This is a genomic window from Microbulbifer elongatus, from assembly GCF_020524885.1.
Lineage (GTDB): Bacteria > Pseudomonadota > Gammaproteobacteria > Pseudomonadales > Cellvibrionaceae > Microbulbifer > Microbulbifer elongatus_A.
Map to the genome: position 1 here is coordinate 809,649 of NZ_JAIVKJ010000001.1, position 16,422 is coordinate 826,070.

Genomic DNA, 16,422 nt, shown 5'->3' on the forward strand with positions numbered 1-16,422 from the left:
TAGCGGAGGATTACAGGTTGGCGATTACACCACCGAGCAACAGCGTAAGGCCAATGGTCAGCAGCCCCTGTACCAGAGCGATTACAATCGCCTTGAGGAAGCCTGTTCCCAGAATCAGCATATAGGCGACGGCGGCCAGCGGAATGGTGATCAGTAGCCCCCACTCTTCGGTAACCCCGGGAATCAAGCCGCCAACAAAGTGCTGGATGATGATCGCCAGCAACAGAGCGAACAGGCAGGCGAATACTCCGGTATTACGCGCCCCCATCATGGCCGCAGCCATTTTTAGCGGTAGTACCAGTATCACTAGAATGATGATGAGGGTTATCAGGAATTCCATTTATATTCTCCGTATCGATCTGATGCCTATCTGATTTCCAGATTGCCGGGGTGTCGTCGGCTCAGAAGCGAGCGAGCTCGTCTCGCAAATCTTTTTCCAGGTCCGCCGGCTCGGTAATCCAAACGCTGTCGTCTGATCCTGGAAACACGCCCACTTCAATACCGTCTTTTTTCAGTCCAGGCAGCCAGCGGTTCAGGAACTGGGGCAGCGGAATGCTCTTGGGCTGAAGGCCACTTTCGCCAGAGGCATAGGCTTCCGCGAATTCGGTGCTGGGCCAAACGGGAAGATATTCGAAGCCGCCCTGATCCTCCGAGTGCAGTTTTAGGAAGTGGTCGTCACTATTAATCAGGATCCACACCTCGCGTTCCTCGCCGACCAGATCCAGAAAAATCTCAAAGCGGGCTTCGCAGTCCAATTCCAGAATTGCGTTCAATTCATCACTACTCATTGTATGGCTCGCTGTTTACCGTGCATGATTGGGCAACTTTACGCTAATCTGGTGCCTTTCCCCAACCAGTTTGGTTAATCGGCAGATCGTATCTATGGAACAGTTCGTCTCGAACCCAATGGCAATGCTGGTGGCGGTTGGGATCGTCTCGATTGCTTGCCAGTATCTGGCCTATATTCTCAAGCTGCCGGCGATCCTGCCGCTCCTTCTCGCCGGTTTGACGCTTGGGCCTGTGACCGGGGTTCTTGACCCTGATGCCCTGTTTGGCGACCTGCTGTTTCCCCTCGTTTCCCTCGCGGTCGCGATCATCCTGTTTGAAGGCGCGTTAACCCTGAAGTTAACGGACCTGGCCGGCCACGGCACCATGGTGCGCAACTTGTGCACATTGGGCGCTCTGGTGACATGGGCCATTGCTACCCCGGCGGCGCACTATTTACTCGGGATGCCCATGCAGCTGGCCGCACTGTTTGGCGCCATTGTCACGGTTACCGGCCCTACGGTGATCGTACCCATGTTGCGCACCGTGCGTCCGAATTCCCGCATCTCCAACATTCTGCGTTGGGAGGGCATCGTCATTGATCCTATCGGTGCGTTGCTCGCTGTACTCGTGTATGAGTACATCGTCGCGGCACAAAATCCGTTTGAGCATTCGCTGATTATATTACTCAAGGTCGTGGTTATCGGCTTTGGCCTTGGCGCCTTTATGGGCTATTTCGTTGGGCGACTGCTGCGAAACAACTGGGTGCCGCATTACCTGCGCAACACCGCCGTGCTCACCCTGATGCTAGGTGCCTACGCCGCTTCTGATCTGATGGAGCATGAATCCGGTCTGCTCACGGTCACCGTGATGGGGATATGGATGGCAAATATGAAGGGGCTGGATGTTGACGACATTCTCGAGTTCAAGGAGACCCTCAGTGTCCTGCTGATTTCTGCCTTGTTCATTCTGCTCGCTGCCCGGGTGGAGCTGTTTACCCTGGGCCAGCTGGGCTGGGGCGCGATCCTGGTACTGGGTGCGATTATGTATATTGCTCGGCCACTGTCTGTGTTCCTGTCTGCGCCGGGATCCGGGTTGAACTGGCGCGAGTTGGCGATGCTGAGCTGGATTGCACCGCGTGGTATCGTGGCCGCCGCAGTGTCGGCACTGTTTGCCCTGAAAATGGAATCCTTCGGGCTGCCAAAATCCGAACTGCTGGTGCCAATGGTCTTCCTGGTAATTATTGCCACGGTCGTCATCCAGAGTCTCACCTCCAAAACCGTTGCCAAACTACTGGACGTGCGCGCCCCCTATCCGAATGGCTTCCTCATTTTTGGCGGTTCCAGATTTGCACGCATGCTGGCCAAGGATCTGATGGATAAAGATGTGCCGGTGCGTATCGCCGATACCAACTGGAATGCCATCCGCGAAGCGCGAATGGAGAATATTCCAACCTACTATGGCAACCCGATTTCGGAACACGCCAGCCTGACCATGGATTTGTCCACCACCGGCAAGGTACTGGTACTCTCTCCCTATCGACAGCTCAACCCGATAGTGACCTATCACTTTGAGCACGAACTGGGCGATGGAGCGGTTCTCGGCTTGAGCGACGCTGCGCAGGAGGGTAGGGCAAGGCATCGGGTGTCGGAAGACTATGCCAGGAAACTGGAGTTATTCTCGGAAAATGCCAGCTACAGCCGCCTCGCCAGCCTGGTAGCGCAAGGTGCCACCATCCGCACCACAAGATTGACTGACGAATTTACGCTGGACGATTACCGGGAGACCTACGGTAATCGCGCCACTCGCTTATACGCAGTAGACCCCCAGGGGAAAATTTATATACACACCATCTCAGATGCGTCTGAGCCCAAGGAGGACTGGCAGATTGTCAGCCTGATCGCGCCGGAAAAAACCCTGGAACCGTCTTCAAATAAGGGGTTGCCACCGGATAGCGCAGTGTCTGCGAGCTAACGCTGTCGCAAACCTTTGATTCTTATTGAAATTGTTGGCAGTTTTTATTTGCTGCGCGTCACGGTTTTGTTTAGGCTTTTCCGCTGATGATTTTCGCGCCAGCAGGAACTGTATCAATGGATTTTACCGGCTACCTCCGTGTTCTCGCCAAAAACGATGGCTCCGACCTCTATCTCAGCACCGGCGCACCGCCCTGCGCCAAATTTCAGGGAGTGCTGAAGCCCCTGGGCAAAGAGCCCCTTGGCCCCGGGGAAATCGAGAAGATCGCTCTGGAGATCATGGACGAGGAGCAGCGGGAAGAGTTCAAGCGCGAGCTGGAAATGAACCTGGCCATGACCATCCCCAACGTGGGGCGCTTCCGTATCAATATTTTCTGGCAGCGCAATCAGGTGTCGATTGTTGCGCGAAATATCGTCACCGAGATTCCCAAGTTCGACGACCTGAAGCTGCCGCCCATCCTCAAAGATGTGGTCATGGCCAAGCGTGGCCTGGTGTTGTTTGTTGGCGGTACGGGCTCCGGCAAATCTACCTCCCTGGCGGCGCTGATTGACCACCGCAATACCAACAGCGGTGGCCACATCATCACCATCGAGGATCCGGTGGAGTATGTGCACCGGCACAAGAAGAGCGTGATTAACCAGCGTGAGGTGGGGGTGGATACCCGTAGCTTCCACGCGGCCCTGAAAAATACCCTGCGCCAGGCACCGGATGTGATCCTGATCGGTGAGATTCGCGATCGCGAGACCATGGAGCACGCCATTGCCTTTGCCGAGACCGGCCACCTGGCGATCTCCACCCTGCACGCCAATAATGCCAACCAGGCCCTCGACCGCATCGTGAACTTCTTCCCCGAGGAGCGCCGCCCGCAGCTGTTGATGTCGCTATCGCAGAATATCCGTGCGTTCGTGTCCCAGCGCCTGGTGCCCACCATGGATGGCAAGCGCTGTGCGGCGGTGGAAATCCTACTGGGCACCCAGACCATCAACGAGCTGATCCTCAAAGGCGAATTCCACAACATCAAAGAGATGATGGAGAAGTCCGAAAACCTGGGTATGCAGACGTTTGACGGTGCACTATTCAAACTCTACGTGGAAGGCCGTATCAGCCACGACGAGGCGATCAAAAATGCGGACTCCGCTAACAACCTGCGCTTGCGTATCAAGATGTACGAAGAAGGCAAGAAGCCGAAAGTAGCGGCTGTGGAAAGCGAAGAAGAGCAGGGCGGCGCCGAAAAAACGGGTGGTGGGCTTTCGCTATCCCTTGAGTCTATTGAGGACGAAGAGGAAGAAGCGCTGGTTTACTGAACCTCTAGCAAAATTTCATTCCTGCGCAGGAAAGGCAGGGTCCAAGGCGGGTTGTAGCGCGCCAGTTCCGGCTGGTCGCGGGCCTTCAAGCCTTTCCCTTCCATCCACGCCCGTAGGTCTTCAGTCTTCTGCGCGACCCTTTTTGCGCCCGTAAGCCCGGAGAAGCGGATGACCGCGTAGCGGGTTTCGGGAATCTGGCGGATGGTCACCGCCGCATTATTCGGTCGCGGCAGGGATTCCATGGTGTAGCTGCTGGGCATGACAAAGGATACGCGCCAGCGACCCTCGCTCTCCTGCATGCTCACAGGGGACGTCATGCTGATCTTTTCCGAGCGCGGCTCCATCCCCACCGGTGCGGTCATCTCGATTTTCTCGCTGCCCCCCGTGGGCGCGCTGTTGTTGCCAAAGATATAGTTGGCCAGCAGGCGAAAGCCCTTGCTGGACGCCTCATCCATCGAGCCGCTCACCACAACTTCTGCCACGATCTTCGGTTGGTAGCTGCGCAGTTCAAATGGCGCCGCCTGTTCCGTTACGGTGTACGCGGGTTCCTCAATTGCCATCGCACACCCTGCCAGTAGCGCCAATAATAGTCCCAGAACACCTCGTGCCATTTACTGCCTCAATCCGTTGCTGCATTACAGAGTTCCCTGTCCCTGCGGAACGATACCCGTAGGGTTGAGTGCTTTAATCGAATAGTAGCCCGCTTTGATATGGTCGAGTTTTACCGTTTCGCTAACGTCATCTAAGGAGAGAATACGCTGCATATAGCGATTCAGATTCGGCATCTCCCGGATGGCGTTGCGATTGCACTTGAACAGGCCGAAATAGGCGGCGTCAAAGCGCACCAGCGTGACAAACAGGCGGATGTCAGACTCGGTTAACGCATCTCCGAATAAGAATTGCCGGCCGTCATCGAGCCTGGATTCCATTGCATCCAGCGCGGCAAATACACGGGCATAGGCTTCCTGATAAGCAAACTGTGTGGTGGCAAAGCCCGCCTGGTAAACGCCGTTGTTCAGGTTGTCGTACAGGTAAGTGTTTAACGCGTCGATATCCGTGGCCTGTGCCGCGGGGTACAGGTCGGGCCCCTGGTTTCCAAGGTGACGGAAGGCGCTGTTAAGCATACGCACTATGTCTGCGGACTCATTATTGACGATGGTCCCGGTGTGCTTGTCCCACAGCACTGGTACGGTGGCGCGGCCGGTAAAGTAGGGATCGGCGCGGGTGTAGAGCTCATGCATATAGTACGCGCCGTTTAGAGTGTCCTCGTCGCTGCCGCTAAAACCACCGAATGCCCAGCCCTGATCGGTAAGAACCGGGTTGACCACGGAAACACTGATCACTCCGGTGAGCCCCTTCAACTGGCGTGCCATCAATGCACGACTCGCCCAAGGGCAGATATACGCAACGTACAGGTGGTAGCGACCGGCCTCTGCCTTGAAGCCTCCTCGGCCCGTAACACCGGCGGAGCCGTCCACGGTAACCCAGTTACGGAAAGATGATGTCTGCCGAATAAAGCGGCCATCTTCATCTTCCTGTTGCACTGGTTGCCAATTTTCCTGCCAGACGCCATTTACTAACATGCTGTCACCACTTCTCGATATGCGTGCGCCCCCGACGGGGGCGCAAGAGGGGGTTGCCAAAGCCGGCTTTTCAGGCGGTGCGGCCTGCGGGTTGCGCCGTTTGCAGATCGTGATCGTCTGCCAGGAGATTGCTCAGACCGTTGTCCACGGCGAAGGCGCCGCCACCCTGGATGGCCAGGGCCAAGGTCGCCCCGAACAGGGCCAGCGCGTATTCATAGCCGTTGTTGCTCAGGAAGAAGCCGTTGCTAATGTGGGCGCTGAAAATTGCTACCAGCATTGTCACGGCACTCACCGCAGCCGCGGGGCGGGTCAGCAGGCCGAACACCAGGGCGAGGCCGCCAAAGAATTCCGCGCTTCCCGCCAGCAGGGCCATTAAATAGCCGGGCTCCAGGCCAATGCTCGCCATCCACTGGCCGGTGCCTTCCAGCCCGTAGCCGCCAAACCAGCCAAATAGCTTTTGTGCACCGTGGGCGGCGAGGATGATGCCCACCGGCACCCGCAGGGTCAGCGCGCCCAGTCCGGCGTTAGAGTTCAAAACCTTGATGATCATTTGCTTGTTCATAACCGTTCTCCGAGTTGTTGGGGGTTGGGCTTGGTGTTCAAACCTCACCAGCTTGGAAATCAGTTTAATAGCAATAAATTTTGCTATAAATGCCCGTTTTGTTGATCTATTGTCAACATATTGTTGGTAACTGGCTGGGGATTCTCATGGACCGGATTAATGCGTTGAGTGCCTTTGTCGCAGTTGCCGATGAGGGGGGCTTCAAAAAGGCCGCGGACAAGCTGGAGCTGTCGAATCAGCTGGTCAGCAAATACGTGTCGCAACTGGAAGAGCATCTCAAGGTACGCCTGTTCAACCGCACCACGCGGCGCGTGCATCTGACACAGGAGGGCGAACAGTGCTACCAGTTTGCGGCACAGATTCTGGAAAGCTTCACGGATATGGAGAGCCAGCTGGGGCAGATGCAGAGCGAAGCCCAGGGATTGCTGCGTATCAGCGCCCCGGTCACATTTGCCACACGCCATCTGGCACCGCTGATCGGGGACTTTAAACAAGAGAACCCATTGGTGGGTATCGAACTACAGCTCAACGACCGCAAAGTGGATGTCGTGGAAGAGGGGTTCGATTTGGCCCTGCGTATCGGAAAGTTGAAAAGCTCTTCGCTGATTGCCCGGCGACTGGCACCAGTACGTCTGGTGGTGTGCGCATCCCCTGAATACCTAAAGCGGGAGGGTGTGCCCGAGACGCCCGAAGACCTGAAGCCGGAACACTACCTTCGCTACAGCTATATGGAATCGAGCCCGGGGGATTCCCGATTGATGACCGCACTGAAGAGAAACCAGCCCATGGGAACGGCAGGCATTGTATGCAACAACGGTGAGATCCTGATGCAGGCTGCCGTAGCCGGGCAGGGGTATGTATTGCAGCCCAGCTTTATTGCCGGCGAAGCGATCAAAACGGGCAAGCTGCAAATCATTCTGCAGGAATTTGAGCCCGAGCCCCTGGCACTGTATGCGGTATATCCCCACAGGAAACTGCTGGCCAACAAACTCCGGGTGTTTATCGATTTCATCAGCAGCTACTTTGGTGATCCGCCGTACTGGGATGAGTTTGAAGGGTAACAGCCAAGGCGCGGCTCTAAGCGCGATAGTGTTAAAAGCTGATCCGGAGCCAGGCTGGTGGCGTAGTAACGGCGAATACAACTCGAATATTGGGCCGATACTATGAGCGAATTGATCCGGCTGGTATACGCCAGTCGTGCCGTCTTTGAACCTGTGCCGGTAAAGCAGGGCGTTGAGCCTTCCGTGGGGCGGATCCTGATGCAAAGCCGCAGAAACAATGCGCATGCGAGCATTGGGGGCGTGCTGTATTTCGGTGATGGCTATTTCTTTCAGGCGCTGGAAGGCGAGCGACAGGCGGTCAACCGGGCCTACCAGCGTATTGCTGCAGACACACGGCACCGGGAGGTAACGATTCTGTCACTGAAAACCGTGTCTGAGCGTTTTTTCGCGGATTGGTCGATGAAGTATGTTCCGGCAGAGGAGGCGGTAAAGCAGTTTATCCGCAGCCGCAATTACCAGCGCTTCGAACCACTGAAGTTTGAAGAGGCCGAAGCCGAGGCGCTGATCGAGCTGTTTCACCACTATGACGGCAAACACGCCAACACTGGCGACAGGGCGAAGAGCAAACGCGCTGGCTGGTTTGGCTTGCGAAGGCTGTTTGCTTCGTAAAACAGATTACGGCATATCCTAAACGTGTCCTGTACGCGGCCTTGAGCAAACGCTTTCGGCGACAGGACTGAGATGTAAATCGCAGACTGGGTATGTCGGCATATAACCCAACCGCGCGCAATAGCGTGACCAACTAACCTATCTCCGTTCACCGCATTTAAAAATAAGCATAAATAGGATGATCGGAGATAACACAATGCATAAAGCCAGTCTTTTTGTTTCCCTCGCCATTACCTCTGCACTGTTGTCCGTGAATACCCTGGCTGCGCCAGCCAAAGGTACGGCCGCGGGTGACAGTATCACCATGGGCTTCGCCGCCGACTGTACCGGCAATACGTTTTTTACTGGCGGATTTTTCTGCCTGCTGGGTGGCGACCAGCCAGAGCACAGCTGGTTCGATGGCTGGGACAGTAGCGTCAACAGTGTCCACGACAAATACAAAGCCATAGACCCGAACGTAGCGGCCAACAAAAATGCCGCCCGTTCCGGTTCCGAAATGCGCGGCGGCGGCGATAACTTCGGCGTGCAGGCGGACCGGATTCTCAGCCAAACCCTGGTTGCGGATCACGTCGAGGTGGTGCTTGGCGGCAATGACATTTGCAACCGGGACTGCGTTGACCCCGCCAACTGCTCGGACCCGCTGCTGACCGAGGGCCAATGGCGTGGCGCGGTGCAAGCCGGGCTCAACAAGCTGGTGAATGGCCTGCCCAGCGGTTCCACCGTGGTACTGGGTTCGGTGCCGCGGGTGCAGGATCTGCGCGCAGCGGGAATCGCCAAACAATCCGGTAACTGGCGGGTTAATTGCGAAAGTGTCTGGTCCACCTTCGGTATCTGCCGCATCGCCACCAATGGCGGCACCATGAACGGTGAATCGTTTGCAACGCGCTACGCCGGTATCGAGTCCGCGCAGCGCCTGTACAACGAAGTGCTGCAACAGGAGGCCGCCGCCTACAACGGCACCAATGGTGTGGAAGTGGTTGCGGAATACTCCGGGGAAAACCAGACCAACGTCGGTACATTCACCTTCGGCAAGAACGATATTGACGGTGGGGACTGCTTCCACCCCAGTGTTCGCGGCCAGAATACGGTGGCGAACCTGATGTGGAACGGTAACCCGGACAAGTAAATCACAGGCGGTGAACAGGGCTCCTCGCGGAGCCCTTAGTTTCTTAGCGCCTGGCTCCAAACACTCTAGTCGGATTCTTTATCATCGTCGGCGTTGTCGTCGCTGCTGTCCTTATCACTGTCTTCGTCGCCGTCGCCGTCGCCGTCGCTGTTGCTCTGATTGCCGCTCTCATTGCCTCTGTCTTGCTGCTCGAAATAGCCTTCCTCCTGCACCACGTATTGCACCCGCTCCGGGAGCCCATTGCGCATATAAGTGACATCGACCACTTCGCCACTGGTCAGCGCATCCCAGAGCTGGTTCTGGCCGCTGTGCACCCAGGTATCGTTTACCCGCACAACAACATCGCCCTCTTCAAAGCCCAGTGCAGTGAAAAACTCGCTGTTCTCAATTCCTTCTAGTCGCAGGAGGTTGTGTCCATCTACCACGTGATCGGCGGCGACAAACTTCCTCTCCAGTTCGGCGCGATTCTGCAGCTGTTTTTCCAGCCACTCCTGTCCCAGCGGCAATACGCCGGAAGGGGGTATCAGCTTGCGAGATTCGCCGTCCGGCTGCTCGATACGTCGCATGGTGGCGTCGTCCCGCTGGGTGCTGGTGGTCATGGGTACGCGCACGTAATTGCCGTCCTCTCCGCGCAGGGTTAACCGCTCCAGATGGTCGTTGACCTGCAGGATGACATGGCGTTCGTGTACCCGCTTGAGAGTGACACCGGGCATCACGGGGGCACCCGTAGAGAATCGCCCGGCGGAGGTATCGCGGACACGAATGAGGGCCGTCGACTGTTCGGGCTGGGAGGAAACACTGGTGCCACTCAGTTGCAGCGGTAAATCAGTCTCGGCAATCCGCTCGCCCGACTGCCGCCAGCGGGCGGCATCCACATGGGCACTCGCGGGATCGTGCCCCAGGCGCTGCAGCTCCTGGTCAATCCACATGGCGTAGTGCGCCTGGCTTCGCGGGCCTTTGGTATACAGCCCGTTCACAAACACCACCGGTACGCTCTGCAGGCCGAGGGATCGGGCCAGGGCGGTATCCGCTGCAACGCGATCACCGCGCTCGGGTTTATCGAGGCACTGATTGAACGAGTCCTTTGCCAACCCAAGCTGTGATGCCAGTTGGCCGAATGTTTTTACCTCCAGTGTTTTTGCCTGTGCGTAGAGGCCATCTGCATAGGTCCACGGGGCGTCTTGTTGGCTAGCGCACTGCGCAGCAACAGCAGCCTGTGTACCCTGCCGGTGGTAGTGCATAGGGAAGTCGAAGGGCATCACGGCAATCCAGCCGGCATAGCGTTCAAGTAATTCACGCAACACCAGATTGGTGGCCGCACAGTGCACGGACTGGTATGAACAGAACACCGCAAGGGTCACCGGTGCCTCGGGATTGCCGCGCAGGGGGCGGCCGCTGGTATCGATGCTCAGTCTGGGAGGCTGCGGGTAGGGCAGCAGCCAGTCCACGACGGGTGCTTCTGCGGTGGAAGTCGGCAATGGGCGCTTTGCGTCGGCCATGGCATCGACCATGGATTTGAGTGTGTTGAAGCGCAGCTGGTATTCGGCCAGTGCCAGGTCGTGTCGTTCGAGGCGGATTTTTTGATCCACCTCCTGCAGGGTGATGGTGCTGTCGCCGATGCGCGCGACGATACGTTGGCCTTCCTGTTGGTGACCTTCGTGATCTTCGTGATCTTCGTGATCTTCGCCGGCTTTTGTACTGCGTTCGTCCCGCGTGTCCGCGCTACAGGCAGTGAGCAGCACGGCAAAAAACATGACTAACAGCGTGAGGCTAGGGCGGCAGTGTTTATTATTCAATTCATCCATGGTTTTAGATCCGCTCGTTATTATTCTGCGAGCAGTTCTAGCACATGGTCCAGTAAGTCTCTACCAATCGCTTAGCGAAGTGCGCATTGTGGCGGGAAAGTTAACATCCTGATTGACAGCCTGTGCTTACTGATTTTTTGCAACGATCTCGTTTACCAAATCCGCAGTAAATAGTGATTTGGACAAATACTGCTGCCCCCCGGATTTGGTGACCAAAATCAGCCCAAGGTCGGTTTCAATGACGCGCTCGATATCCTCCCACAAGAGCGTTGTTTGTGTGTAGTCGCTCTTAGTGGTTATCCCGGCTTCATCAACAGTCAATGCCACCTCGGTATTGGCACTTTTTCCCAACATCTGCCGTGCCAGCCACCACGCCCGCCGAAACCGGATATGCAGCAACTCGAGAATACCCAGGGCGACCAGCAGGTAGCCCAGCACTTTGGGCTGTTCAGTAAAAATCAGTGATCCGGAACCCGCGGCAAGTAGCAATACCGGAAACAGGTAGTTGGGTTTGGCATTTTTTCCGTGGGGTAGAGACTGATCGAAACACTCGGCAAGGTATTCCCGAGATAGGGTGAACTGTGTCTTAAAAGGCTGCATAGATGTCGCTTGTTTGGGTGGCTGTTTGTGAGGTGGGGGCAAAGCCGAATTTACTTCTTTCTACTGAGCGGAATGGTTTCGCCACTGGCAGCGCTCTGCTGCGCCAGGTGGATCAAGCGGATATTCCACAGGGCCTGCTCGGCGCTCACCGGAACGTCGCCACCATCCAGAATGGCGCGCGCCAGCTGGCGATAGTAATGCTGGTAGCCTCCGGTCTCGGTAGTGACGAATTGCGCTACGTTCGCGGTGTACAGTTGGCCGTACTGTTCGGGATTTTCCTGCGCCCAGTCCGCGGTTACCGGCCGCACACTGGATTTCAGGCGATCTTCCTGCGGGTCCAGGCCGTGCTTTATAAAGCTGCCGGTCTCGCCCTGTACCTCAAAGCGAAGGTTTGGTGAGGCGCAGAAGGGGCTGCTACGCAGCACGGCCAAGTGCTCCGGGTAGTGCAAGGTGAGGTGGAAAAAGTCATCGACTTCCGCCTGTGGGCGCAGCGCCTTGACTTGGGCGGTGATTGCCGTCGGCGGGCCAAACAGTTGCAGCGCCTGGTCGAGCATATGTGGCCCAAGGTCGAACAGGATGCCGCCGCCTTCTACCGCGGACTCTCGCCAGCGCTTGCGCACCTCGGGGCGGAAGCGGTCGAAATGGCTTTCAAAATAGCGCACTCTGCCAAGTCGGCCATCGGCAATCAGTTTCTGTACCGTGAGGAAGTCACCGTCCCAGCGGCGGTTGTGGTAGACGCTCAGCACCCGCTGCTGCTTTTTGGCCAGCGCGATCAACTCTTCGCCCTGTTCAATGCGGGTCACAAAAGGCTTTTCCAGCACCACGTGCTTGCCCTGCTGTAGGGCGAGTTTGGCCAAGGCGAAGTGCGCTTCGTTGGGCGCGGTGATAATCACCAGGTCGGCGTCGCTCTGGGTCAGCAGGGCTTCTGCCTCCGCATAAACCTCCACCTCTGGGTGCTGTTGCTGCACCTGCTTTCCCTTGGAAGTGCTGACCGCACTAAAGCGGAAGGGCGGCAAGTTCAGGACGAACGGCAGGTGAAAAGTCGTGGCAGAAAAGCCGTAGCCGATAATGGCGGTTTTGATTTCGGTGGTTGTACTCATGCTAGGGCTGTTATTAAAGTCCATCTACGTGTGGTATGCGGGTAAGAATACTCGGACCTACCATAAATCCTGATAAATCCATCGCAGACCTTTAGTCAGCCCCACTGGAAATGTGGATTCGTGATCGGTACCAATGACGACTTCTTCTTGAATATTGAGCCCCTGGTAGTTGCGTGAACGCAGGCGCTTGAGGAACCGCCGGTGGTCATCGACCATATCGTTACGCATACCGTTCTCCATGGTTTCCAGGCTGCCGGTCGCCACGAAGAGGTTGGCGTTTAATGACTGATGCTGTTTTGCGTATTCCTCTTCGAAATCGAAGATGAGGTCATCCTTGTACCAGAGAGAAGGGCTGGTCAGGATATAGCTGGAGAAAAGCTCGGGCTGAGTGAGCAGAACCCAGGCACCAAATGAGCCGCCGAGAGAGTGGCCGGACAAGATCCGTCGCGCCGGATCCGCGCGGTAGTTATCTTCTACAAAAGGGATCAGCTCTTGCTGAATAAACTGTAAGTAGTCCGGCGCACCACCGGTGGTGTATTTGACCCAGCTTGCATCCCGCTCCGGGGTAAGGTCGCGTACGCGGCTGAACTGCCCATTCTCGCCGTGGGCAAAGTCAATGCCTACGACAATAGCCTTGTTCATGCTGCGGAAATGTGTGACTCCGGTGGCTACCTTGAACGTGTGCGGTGCATCGTTCAGGTATAGCACCGGATAGGAGGTTTTTCTGTTTTCATCATCGAAATACCCCGAGGGTACCTTGATGTAAATATCATATTTGCGACCGAGCACTTTTGATTCGATCGTAAATATTTCCGTGTTCTTGACTTCGTATAGCTGGCTTTTCCTCGCTACCACCTGATCGGCGTAACTTGGCAAAGAAAGGAGCGCGGCGAATATGAGAGCAGCAATTCTGGACATTCGGGTTTGATAAATATGTTATTGGGAAAAAGGAGGCGGCTGGAGTGCCTTTGGCGGAGAGAGCCTATCGAATAAACCGAATCCAGCGCCATAACCGCAGCACATCCAGCAGGGCGCCCGCAACGTAGGTGAGGGCACAGGCCTTCAGCACACTGTGCGCCTTGCCCAACAGGTGCTCGGGTAGATAGCCCTCTCTCAGTATCGGCAGGGCCTTGTTAAAACTCGCATCGTACTCTTCCGGCAGTATCGCCACGTACATAAGTGCGGAAGCCAGCATGGTGATCACCGCCACAACGCCGATCCACAGGAAGATCACCGGTGATTTGATCAGCAGGGTGAGAATCGGCGCGGCGATTAAAATATAACCGCCGATTTTCTGGATCTGCCCGGCGCGGCCCAGGTACTTGTCCCGCAGCTTGGAAATGGGCTCCTCGCGGCAGAACTGTATCGCGTGGCCCACCTCATGGGCCGCCACCGCCACGGCGGTCACCGACTTGCCGTGGTACACGTCAGGGCTGAGAGCCACGATCTTCTCCGACGGCGAGTAATAGTTCTGGTCCTTGCCAGCCTTTACCACCTTTACCCCATCAAGTTCGTAGCGCTCGATCAGGTGCTGGGCCAGTTCTGCGCCGGACCCAGGCATATCGCCGATTTCGGTGGAGTGCCGCCAGAGCACGAAGCGAACCCACAACTGTGGGCCGACGATCAGTGCGGCTATGGCCAGGGTGATCAGAACGTAAGGCATCGGAGGAGCGTGCTTGGGAGACCGCAAGTTTAGGGGCTAAAGCGTTATTCTGGCACAAATCATCACATATTCAGTACTACGGCACCAAATTTTCAACGAATACCATACGGGTCACGAAGCATGCAATATCGAGCAATCTGGGGTTCAGGCTCTGGTATCCAAAACCATTATTCCGTAATGCAACGACTTTGCGCAGGGGATTACCCGTAAATATCTTGATATTTGGGGGCAGGTGGACCGACTCGCCCAGTGTATTTATTTGCCGACGTGGTTCTTCAAGGCGCTTACTCCCTGCCAATCTTCCAGTTCCTGGTCGGGCTTTTCAGCACGGAAACGGGCATACAGCGCTATACCCACGCGATCTTCCAGAATTCTTACTTGGACGCCTTTGCTCTTCAGCAGCGCTTCATTACCGGAGGCGTTCGTTACATCGCCGACGACGACCTGGCTGAACCCCCTCATGCAAATTAGCGTCGCGCAAACATCACATGGGCTCAGGCTGGTAAACAGGGTTGTCTTGCTGAAATCAATGCGGCCTGCGTCCCGGATAGCGGAAGTCTCTCCGTGGTTGTATGGATGGTTTTCCTGGACAAGGGTATTGTGCCCCTTGCCTAGAATTTCTCTTGTGGAGTTGTCCATGATAACTGCGCCAATTGGGCAGCCGCCTTCGTCATAGCTCTTTTCCGCAAGAAATACCGCAGTGCGCATTAGATCAGTATCGGTCAACCGCAGTGCAAACTCTGGCCCCATCAAAACATGCAGACTTTTCGTCGGCATATGAGCGATTGCTCTCAAGGCTGCGTCGTTTATTGCTGCCTGTTTATTTAAAAGCATCTTCATGTCTCATGCTTTCGGTTCTGCCCACGATTCCGTTCTGTGCAGCATATCGATTCAGCAGCCACTGAGTGCAGGGAGTTGAGCGTGAACCGCTATTTTTTAAATTTCGATGCCGCATCACTAAATGCGTGCTTCATCGAGTCCCAGGCGGAGTCCATACCCTCCTTGATGGAGGCCCAGGCATCTTCGCTGGCATCTTCTATTTCCGCTAGTTTGGCTTTGCCCTCTTCAACCTTGCCTTCCAGATGTTCGACTTCTTTGTTCAACTTCATCTTTCTGTCAGCACTTGCCTCGGCCGCCTCGGCCTTGAGCTTGTCAAGCTCCGCCTTCCACTGGTCCAGCTGCGCCTGCTTTTTCTGTTGATACAGTTCTTTGTCATCCATTGCCTTTCCCTCATCGATAGTTTCCGTCCAGGTCGGGCAAGAATTGTAGCAACGTTCCCTACAGTGACATGCTGCGGCGTCATGCAACAGGCTTACGCGGCGCACTGGCAGAGTGCCGGAGGGAGCTGCTTGAGATTGTGCGGCCGCTGGCTCTCAGCGCAATCAGGATTCACCATTGGATTCGAGTGCGAGCCTGCGCGCCCGCCAGTAGCGGCTTTTCCAGTAGTAATTCTGCATGTGCGAGATGGTGACGCCTTTGGACACTGAGGCGTGGAGAAACTTGCCATCCTCGATATAGATCCCCACGTGCCGGCCCCGGCGGCCGGTTCTGAAAAACACCAGGTCCCCCGGGCGCAACTGGCCCTGATTGATGGCCTCACCCGCCAATGCCTGATACTGGGTAGTGCGGGGCAGCTGAATCCCCATATGGTCCCGGTAGATGAGATAGACCAGCGCCGAGCAGTCAATACCGTGCCTGCTCATACCGCCCAACCGATACGGGATACCCTTCCACTCCTGGTGTTGCTGGTACAGGCTGGCCTTGAGCAAATCAGTAGGTGAGGGTAGGGGCTTGGGCTTGGATAGTTTGGCTGGCTGTGGGCGTTCTTTGGCGGGGCTATGTGAGGCGCTGGCGGTGTCTTCCGACGACTTCTGATAGGGGGCCATACTGCAACCGGCCATTGTGAGGATCGCGAGGGAATAGGGTAGCAGCAGTCTTCTTTTCATTGGGGTACATCAGTGCCAGCAAGGCAAACAGCGTCCGGCGAGGGCGCGGGCGAGTTTGGTTTTGAGGGTGGTACCATCGTACAGGTGGTAACTGAATGCGGGCTGAACCGCGCAGCTTGCCGGTAATTTGAGCGCGTGCAATTCAGTTCAGGCGATTTGCGTCTTCTGTACGTTTTTTGATCTGCTGGCCTGCTGGGGGACGTCCGAGTACGAAGCATCCTCACATGTGTGGACGGGCGAAATGGGCGTAGGGAATTTGGGATTTGAGATGCTCAGGATATAGTCGATTCAGAGGTAAAAATTTTACTCTGCCCCCGTTCATTC

18 protein-coding genes are annotated in these 16,422 nt (G+C 56.1%); 5 read left to right on the top strand and 13 right to left on the bottom strand.

Going from position 1 to position 16,422, the window contains the following annotated elements; genetic code table 11:
- Positions 1-10 precede the first annotated feature (10 nt).
- Both LC059_RS03380 and LC059_RS03385 read right to left on the bottom strand, forming a co-directional pair.
- Entirely contained in the window at positions 11-340 is a 330-nt protein-coding gene (locus tag LC059_RS03380; protein ID WP_226702409.1) for a hypothetical protein, read from the bottom strand.
- A 61-nt stretch (positions 341-401) separates the two neighbouring features.
- Positions 402-788: a DUF2750 domain-containing protein gene (locus LC059_RS03385; RefSeq protein WP_226702410.1), complete on the bottom strand. Its 387-nt coding sequence runs from the start codon at positions 786-788 to the stop codon at positions 402-404.
- A 94-nt stretch (positions 789-882) separates the two neighbouring features.
- Between LC059_RS03385 and LC059_RS03390 the strand changes: the two genes are divergently transcribed.
- Positions 883-2,739 (top strand): cation:proton antiporter, encoded by a 1,857-nt coding sequence (locus tag LC059_RS03390; RefSeq protein ID WP_226702411.1) that lies wholly within the window; start codon positions 883-885, stop codon positions 2,737-2,739.
- Positions 2,740-2,855: 116 nt separating this feature from the next.
- Positions 2,856-4,043 carry a PilT/PilU family type 4a pilus ATPase gene (locus tag LC059_RS03395; protein WP_226702412.1) on the top strand — a complete coding sequence of 396 codons (1,188 nt, stop codon included), beginning with the start codon at positions 2,856-2,858 and terminating at the stop codon, positions 4,041-4,043.
- Here LC059_RS03395 and LC059_RS03400 read toward each other — a convergent pair.
- The 3 genes from LC059_RS03400 to LC059_RS03410 all read right to left on the bottom strand — a co-directional run bounded on the left by LC059_RS03400 (position 4,037) and on the right by LC059_RS03410 (position 6,188).
- Positions 4,037-4,654, bottom strand: coding sequence for an SOUL family heme-binding protein (locus LC059_RS03400; protein WP_226702413.1), 618 nt, complete (start codon positions 4,652-4,654; stop codon positions 4,037-4,039). The two genes, LC059_RS03395 and LC059_RS03400, sit on opposite strands and share 7 nt — an antisense overlap.
- Before the next feature lie 24 nt (positions 4,655-4,678).
- Positions 4,679-5,626, bottom strand: coding sequence for a glutathione S-transferase family protein (locus LC059_RS03405; RefSeq protein WP_226702414.1), 948 nt, complete (start codon positions 5,624-5,626; stop codon positions 4,679-4,681).
- A gap of 70 nt (positions 5,627-5,696) precedes the next feature.
- Positions 5,697-6,188, bottom strand: a complete 492-nt coding sequence (locus tag LC059_RS03410; protein ID WP_226702415.1) for a DoxX family protein — start codon at positions 6,186-6,188, stop codon at positions 5,697-5,699.
- A 146-nt stretch (positions 6,189-6,334) separates the two neighbouring features.
- On the opposite strand from LC059_RS03410, the gene LC059_RS03415 reads away from it, so the two are divergent.
- From LC059_RS03415 to LC059_RS03425, 3 genes are all read left to right on the top strand, one after another.
- Positions 6,335-7,249, top strand: a complete 915-nt coding sequence (locus LC059_RS03415) for a LysR family transcriptional regulator (protein ID WP_226702416.1) — start codon at positions 6,335-6,337, stop codon at positions 7,247-7,249.
- 102 nt (positions 7,250-7,351) lie between these two features.
- Positions 7,352-7,858 carry a BLUF domain-containing protein gene (locus LC059_RS03420; protein WP_226702417.1) on the top strand — a complete coding sequence of 169 codons (507 nt, stop codon included), beginning with the start codon at positions 7,352-7,354 and terminating at the stop codon, positions 7,856-7,858.
- A 196-nt stretch (positions 7,859-8,054) separates the two neighbouring features.
- Positions 8,055-8,984 (top strand): SGNH/GDSL hydrolase family protein, encoded by a 930-nt coding sequence (locus tag LC059_RS03425; RefSeq protein WP_226702418.1) that lies wholly within the window; start codon positions 8,055-8,057, stop codon positions 8,982-8,984.
- Between the two features lie 65 nt (positions 8,985-9,049).
- Here the strand turns inward: LC059_RS03425 and LC059_RS03430 are convergent, their stop codons facing one another.
- The 8 genes from LC059_RS03430 to LC059_RS03465 all read right to left on the bottom strand — a co-directional run bounded on the left by LC059_RS03430 (position 9,050) and on the right by LC059_RS03465 (position 16,098).
- Positions 9,050-10,789 carry a thioredoxin domain-containing protein gene (locus LC059_RS03430; RefSeq protein ID WP_226702419.1) on the bottom strand — a complete coding sequence of 580 codons (1,740 nt, stop codon included), beginning with the start codon at positions 10,787-10,789 and terminating at the stop codon, positions 9,050-9,052.
- Positions 10,790-10,915: 126 nt separating this feature from the next.
- The gene (locus LC059_RS03435; protein WP_226702420.1) at positions 10,916-11,389 is read right to left on the bottom strand and encodes a YcxB family protein; all 474 of its coding nucleotides are present in this window, start codon (positions 11,387-11,389) and stop codon (positions 10,916-10,918) included.
- A gap of 50 nt (positions 11,390-11,439) precedes the next feature.
- Positions 11,440-12,489, bottom strand: coding sequence for an oxidoreductase (locus LC059_RS03440; protein WP_226702421.1), 1,050 nt, complete (start codon positions 12,487-12,489; stop codon positions 11,440-11,442).
- Positions 12,490-12,546: 57 nt separating this feature from the next.
- Positions 12,547-13,407, bottom strand: coding sequence for an alpha/beta hydrolase (locus tag LC059_RS03445; protein WP_226702422.1), 861 nt, complete (start codon positions 13,405-13,407; stop codon positions 12,547-12,549).
- 64 nt (positions 13,408-13,471) lie between these two features.
- Positions 13,472-14,152 carry a zinc metallopeptidase gene (locus tag LC059_RS03450; RefSeq protein WP_226702423.1) on the bottom strand — a complete coding sequence of 227 codons (681 nt, stop codon included), beginning with the start codon at positions 14,150-14,152 and terminating at the stop codon, positions 13,472-13,474.
- Between the two features lie 255 nt (positions 14,153-14,407).
- Complete coding sequence (locus LC059_RS03455) at positions 14,408-14,992, bottom strand: nucleoside deaminase (protein WP_226702424.1); 585 nt, start codon at positions 14,990-14,992, stop codon at positions 14,408-14,410.
- 89 nt (positions 14,993-15,081) lie between these two features.
- Positions 15,082-15,372: a coiled coil domain-containing protein gene (locus LC059_RS03460; protein WP_226702425.1), complete on the bottom strand. Its 291-nt coding sequence runs from the start codon at positions 15,370-15,372 to the stop codon at positions 15,082-15,084.
- Between the two features lie 162 nt (positions 15,373-15,534).
- Complete coding sequence (locus LC059_RS03465) at positions 15,535-16,098, bottom strand: NlpC/P60 family protein (protein WP_226702426.1); 564 nt, start codon at positions 16,096-16,098, stop codon at positions 15,535-15,537.
- Between the last annotated feature and the right edge of the window lie 324 nt (positions 16,099-16,422).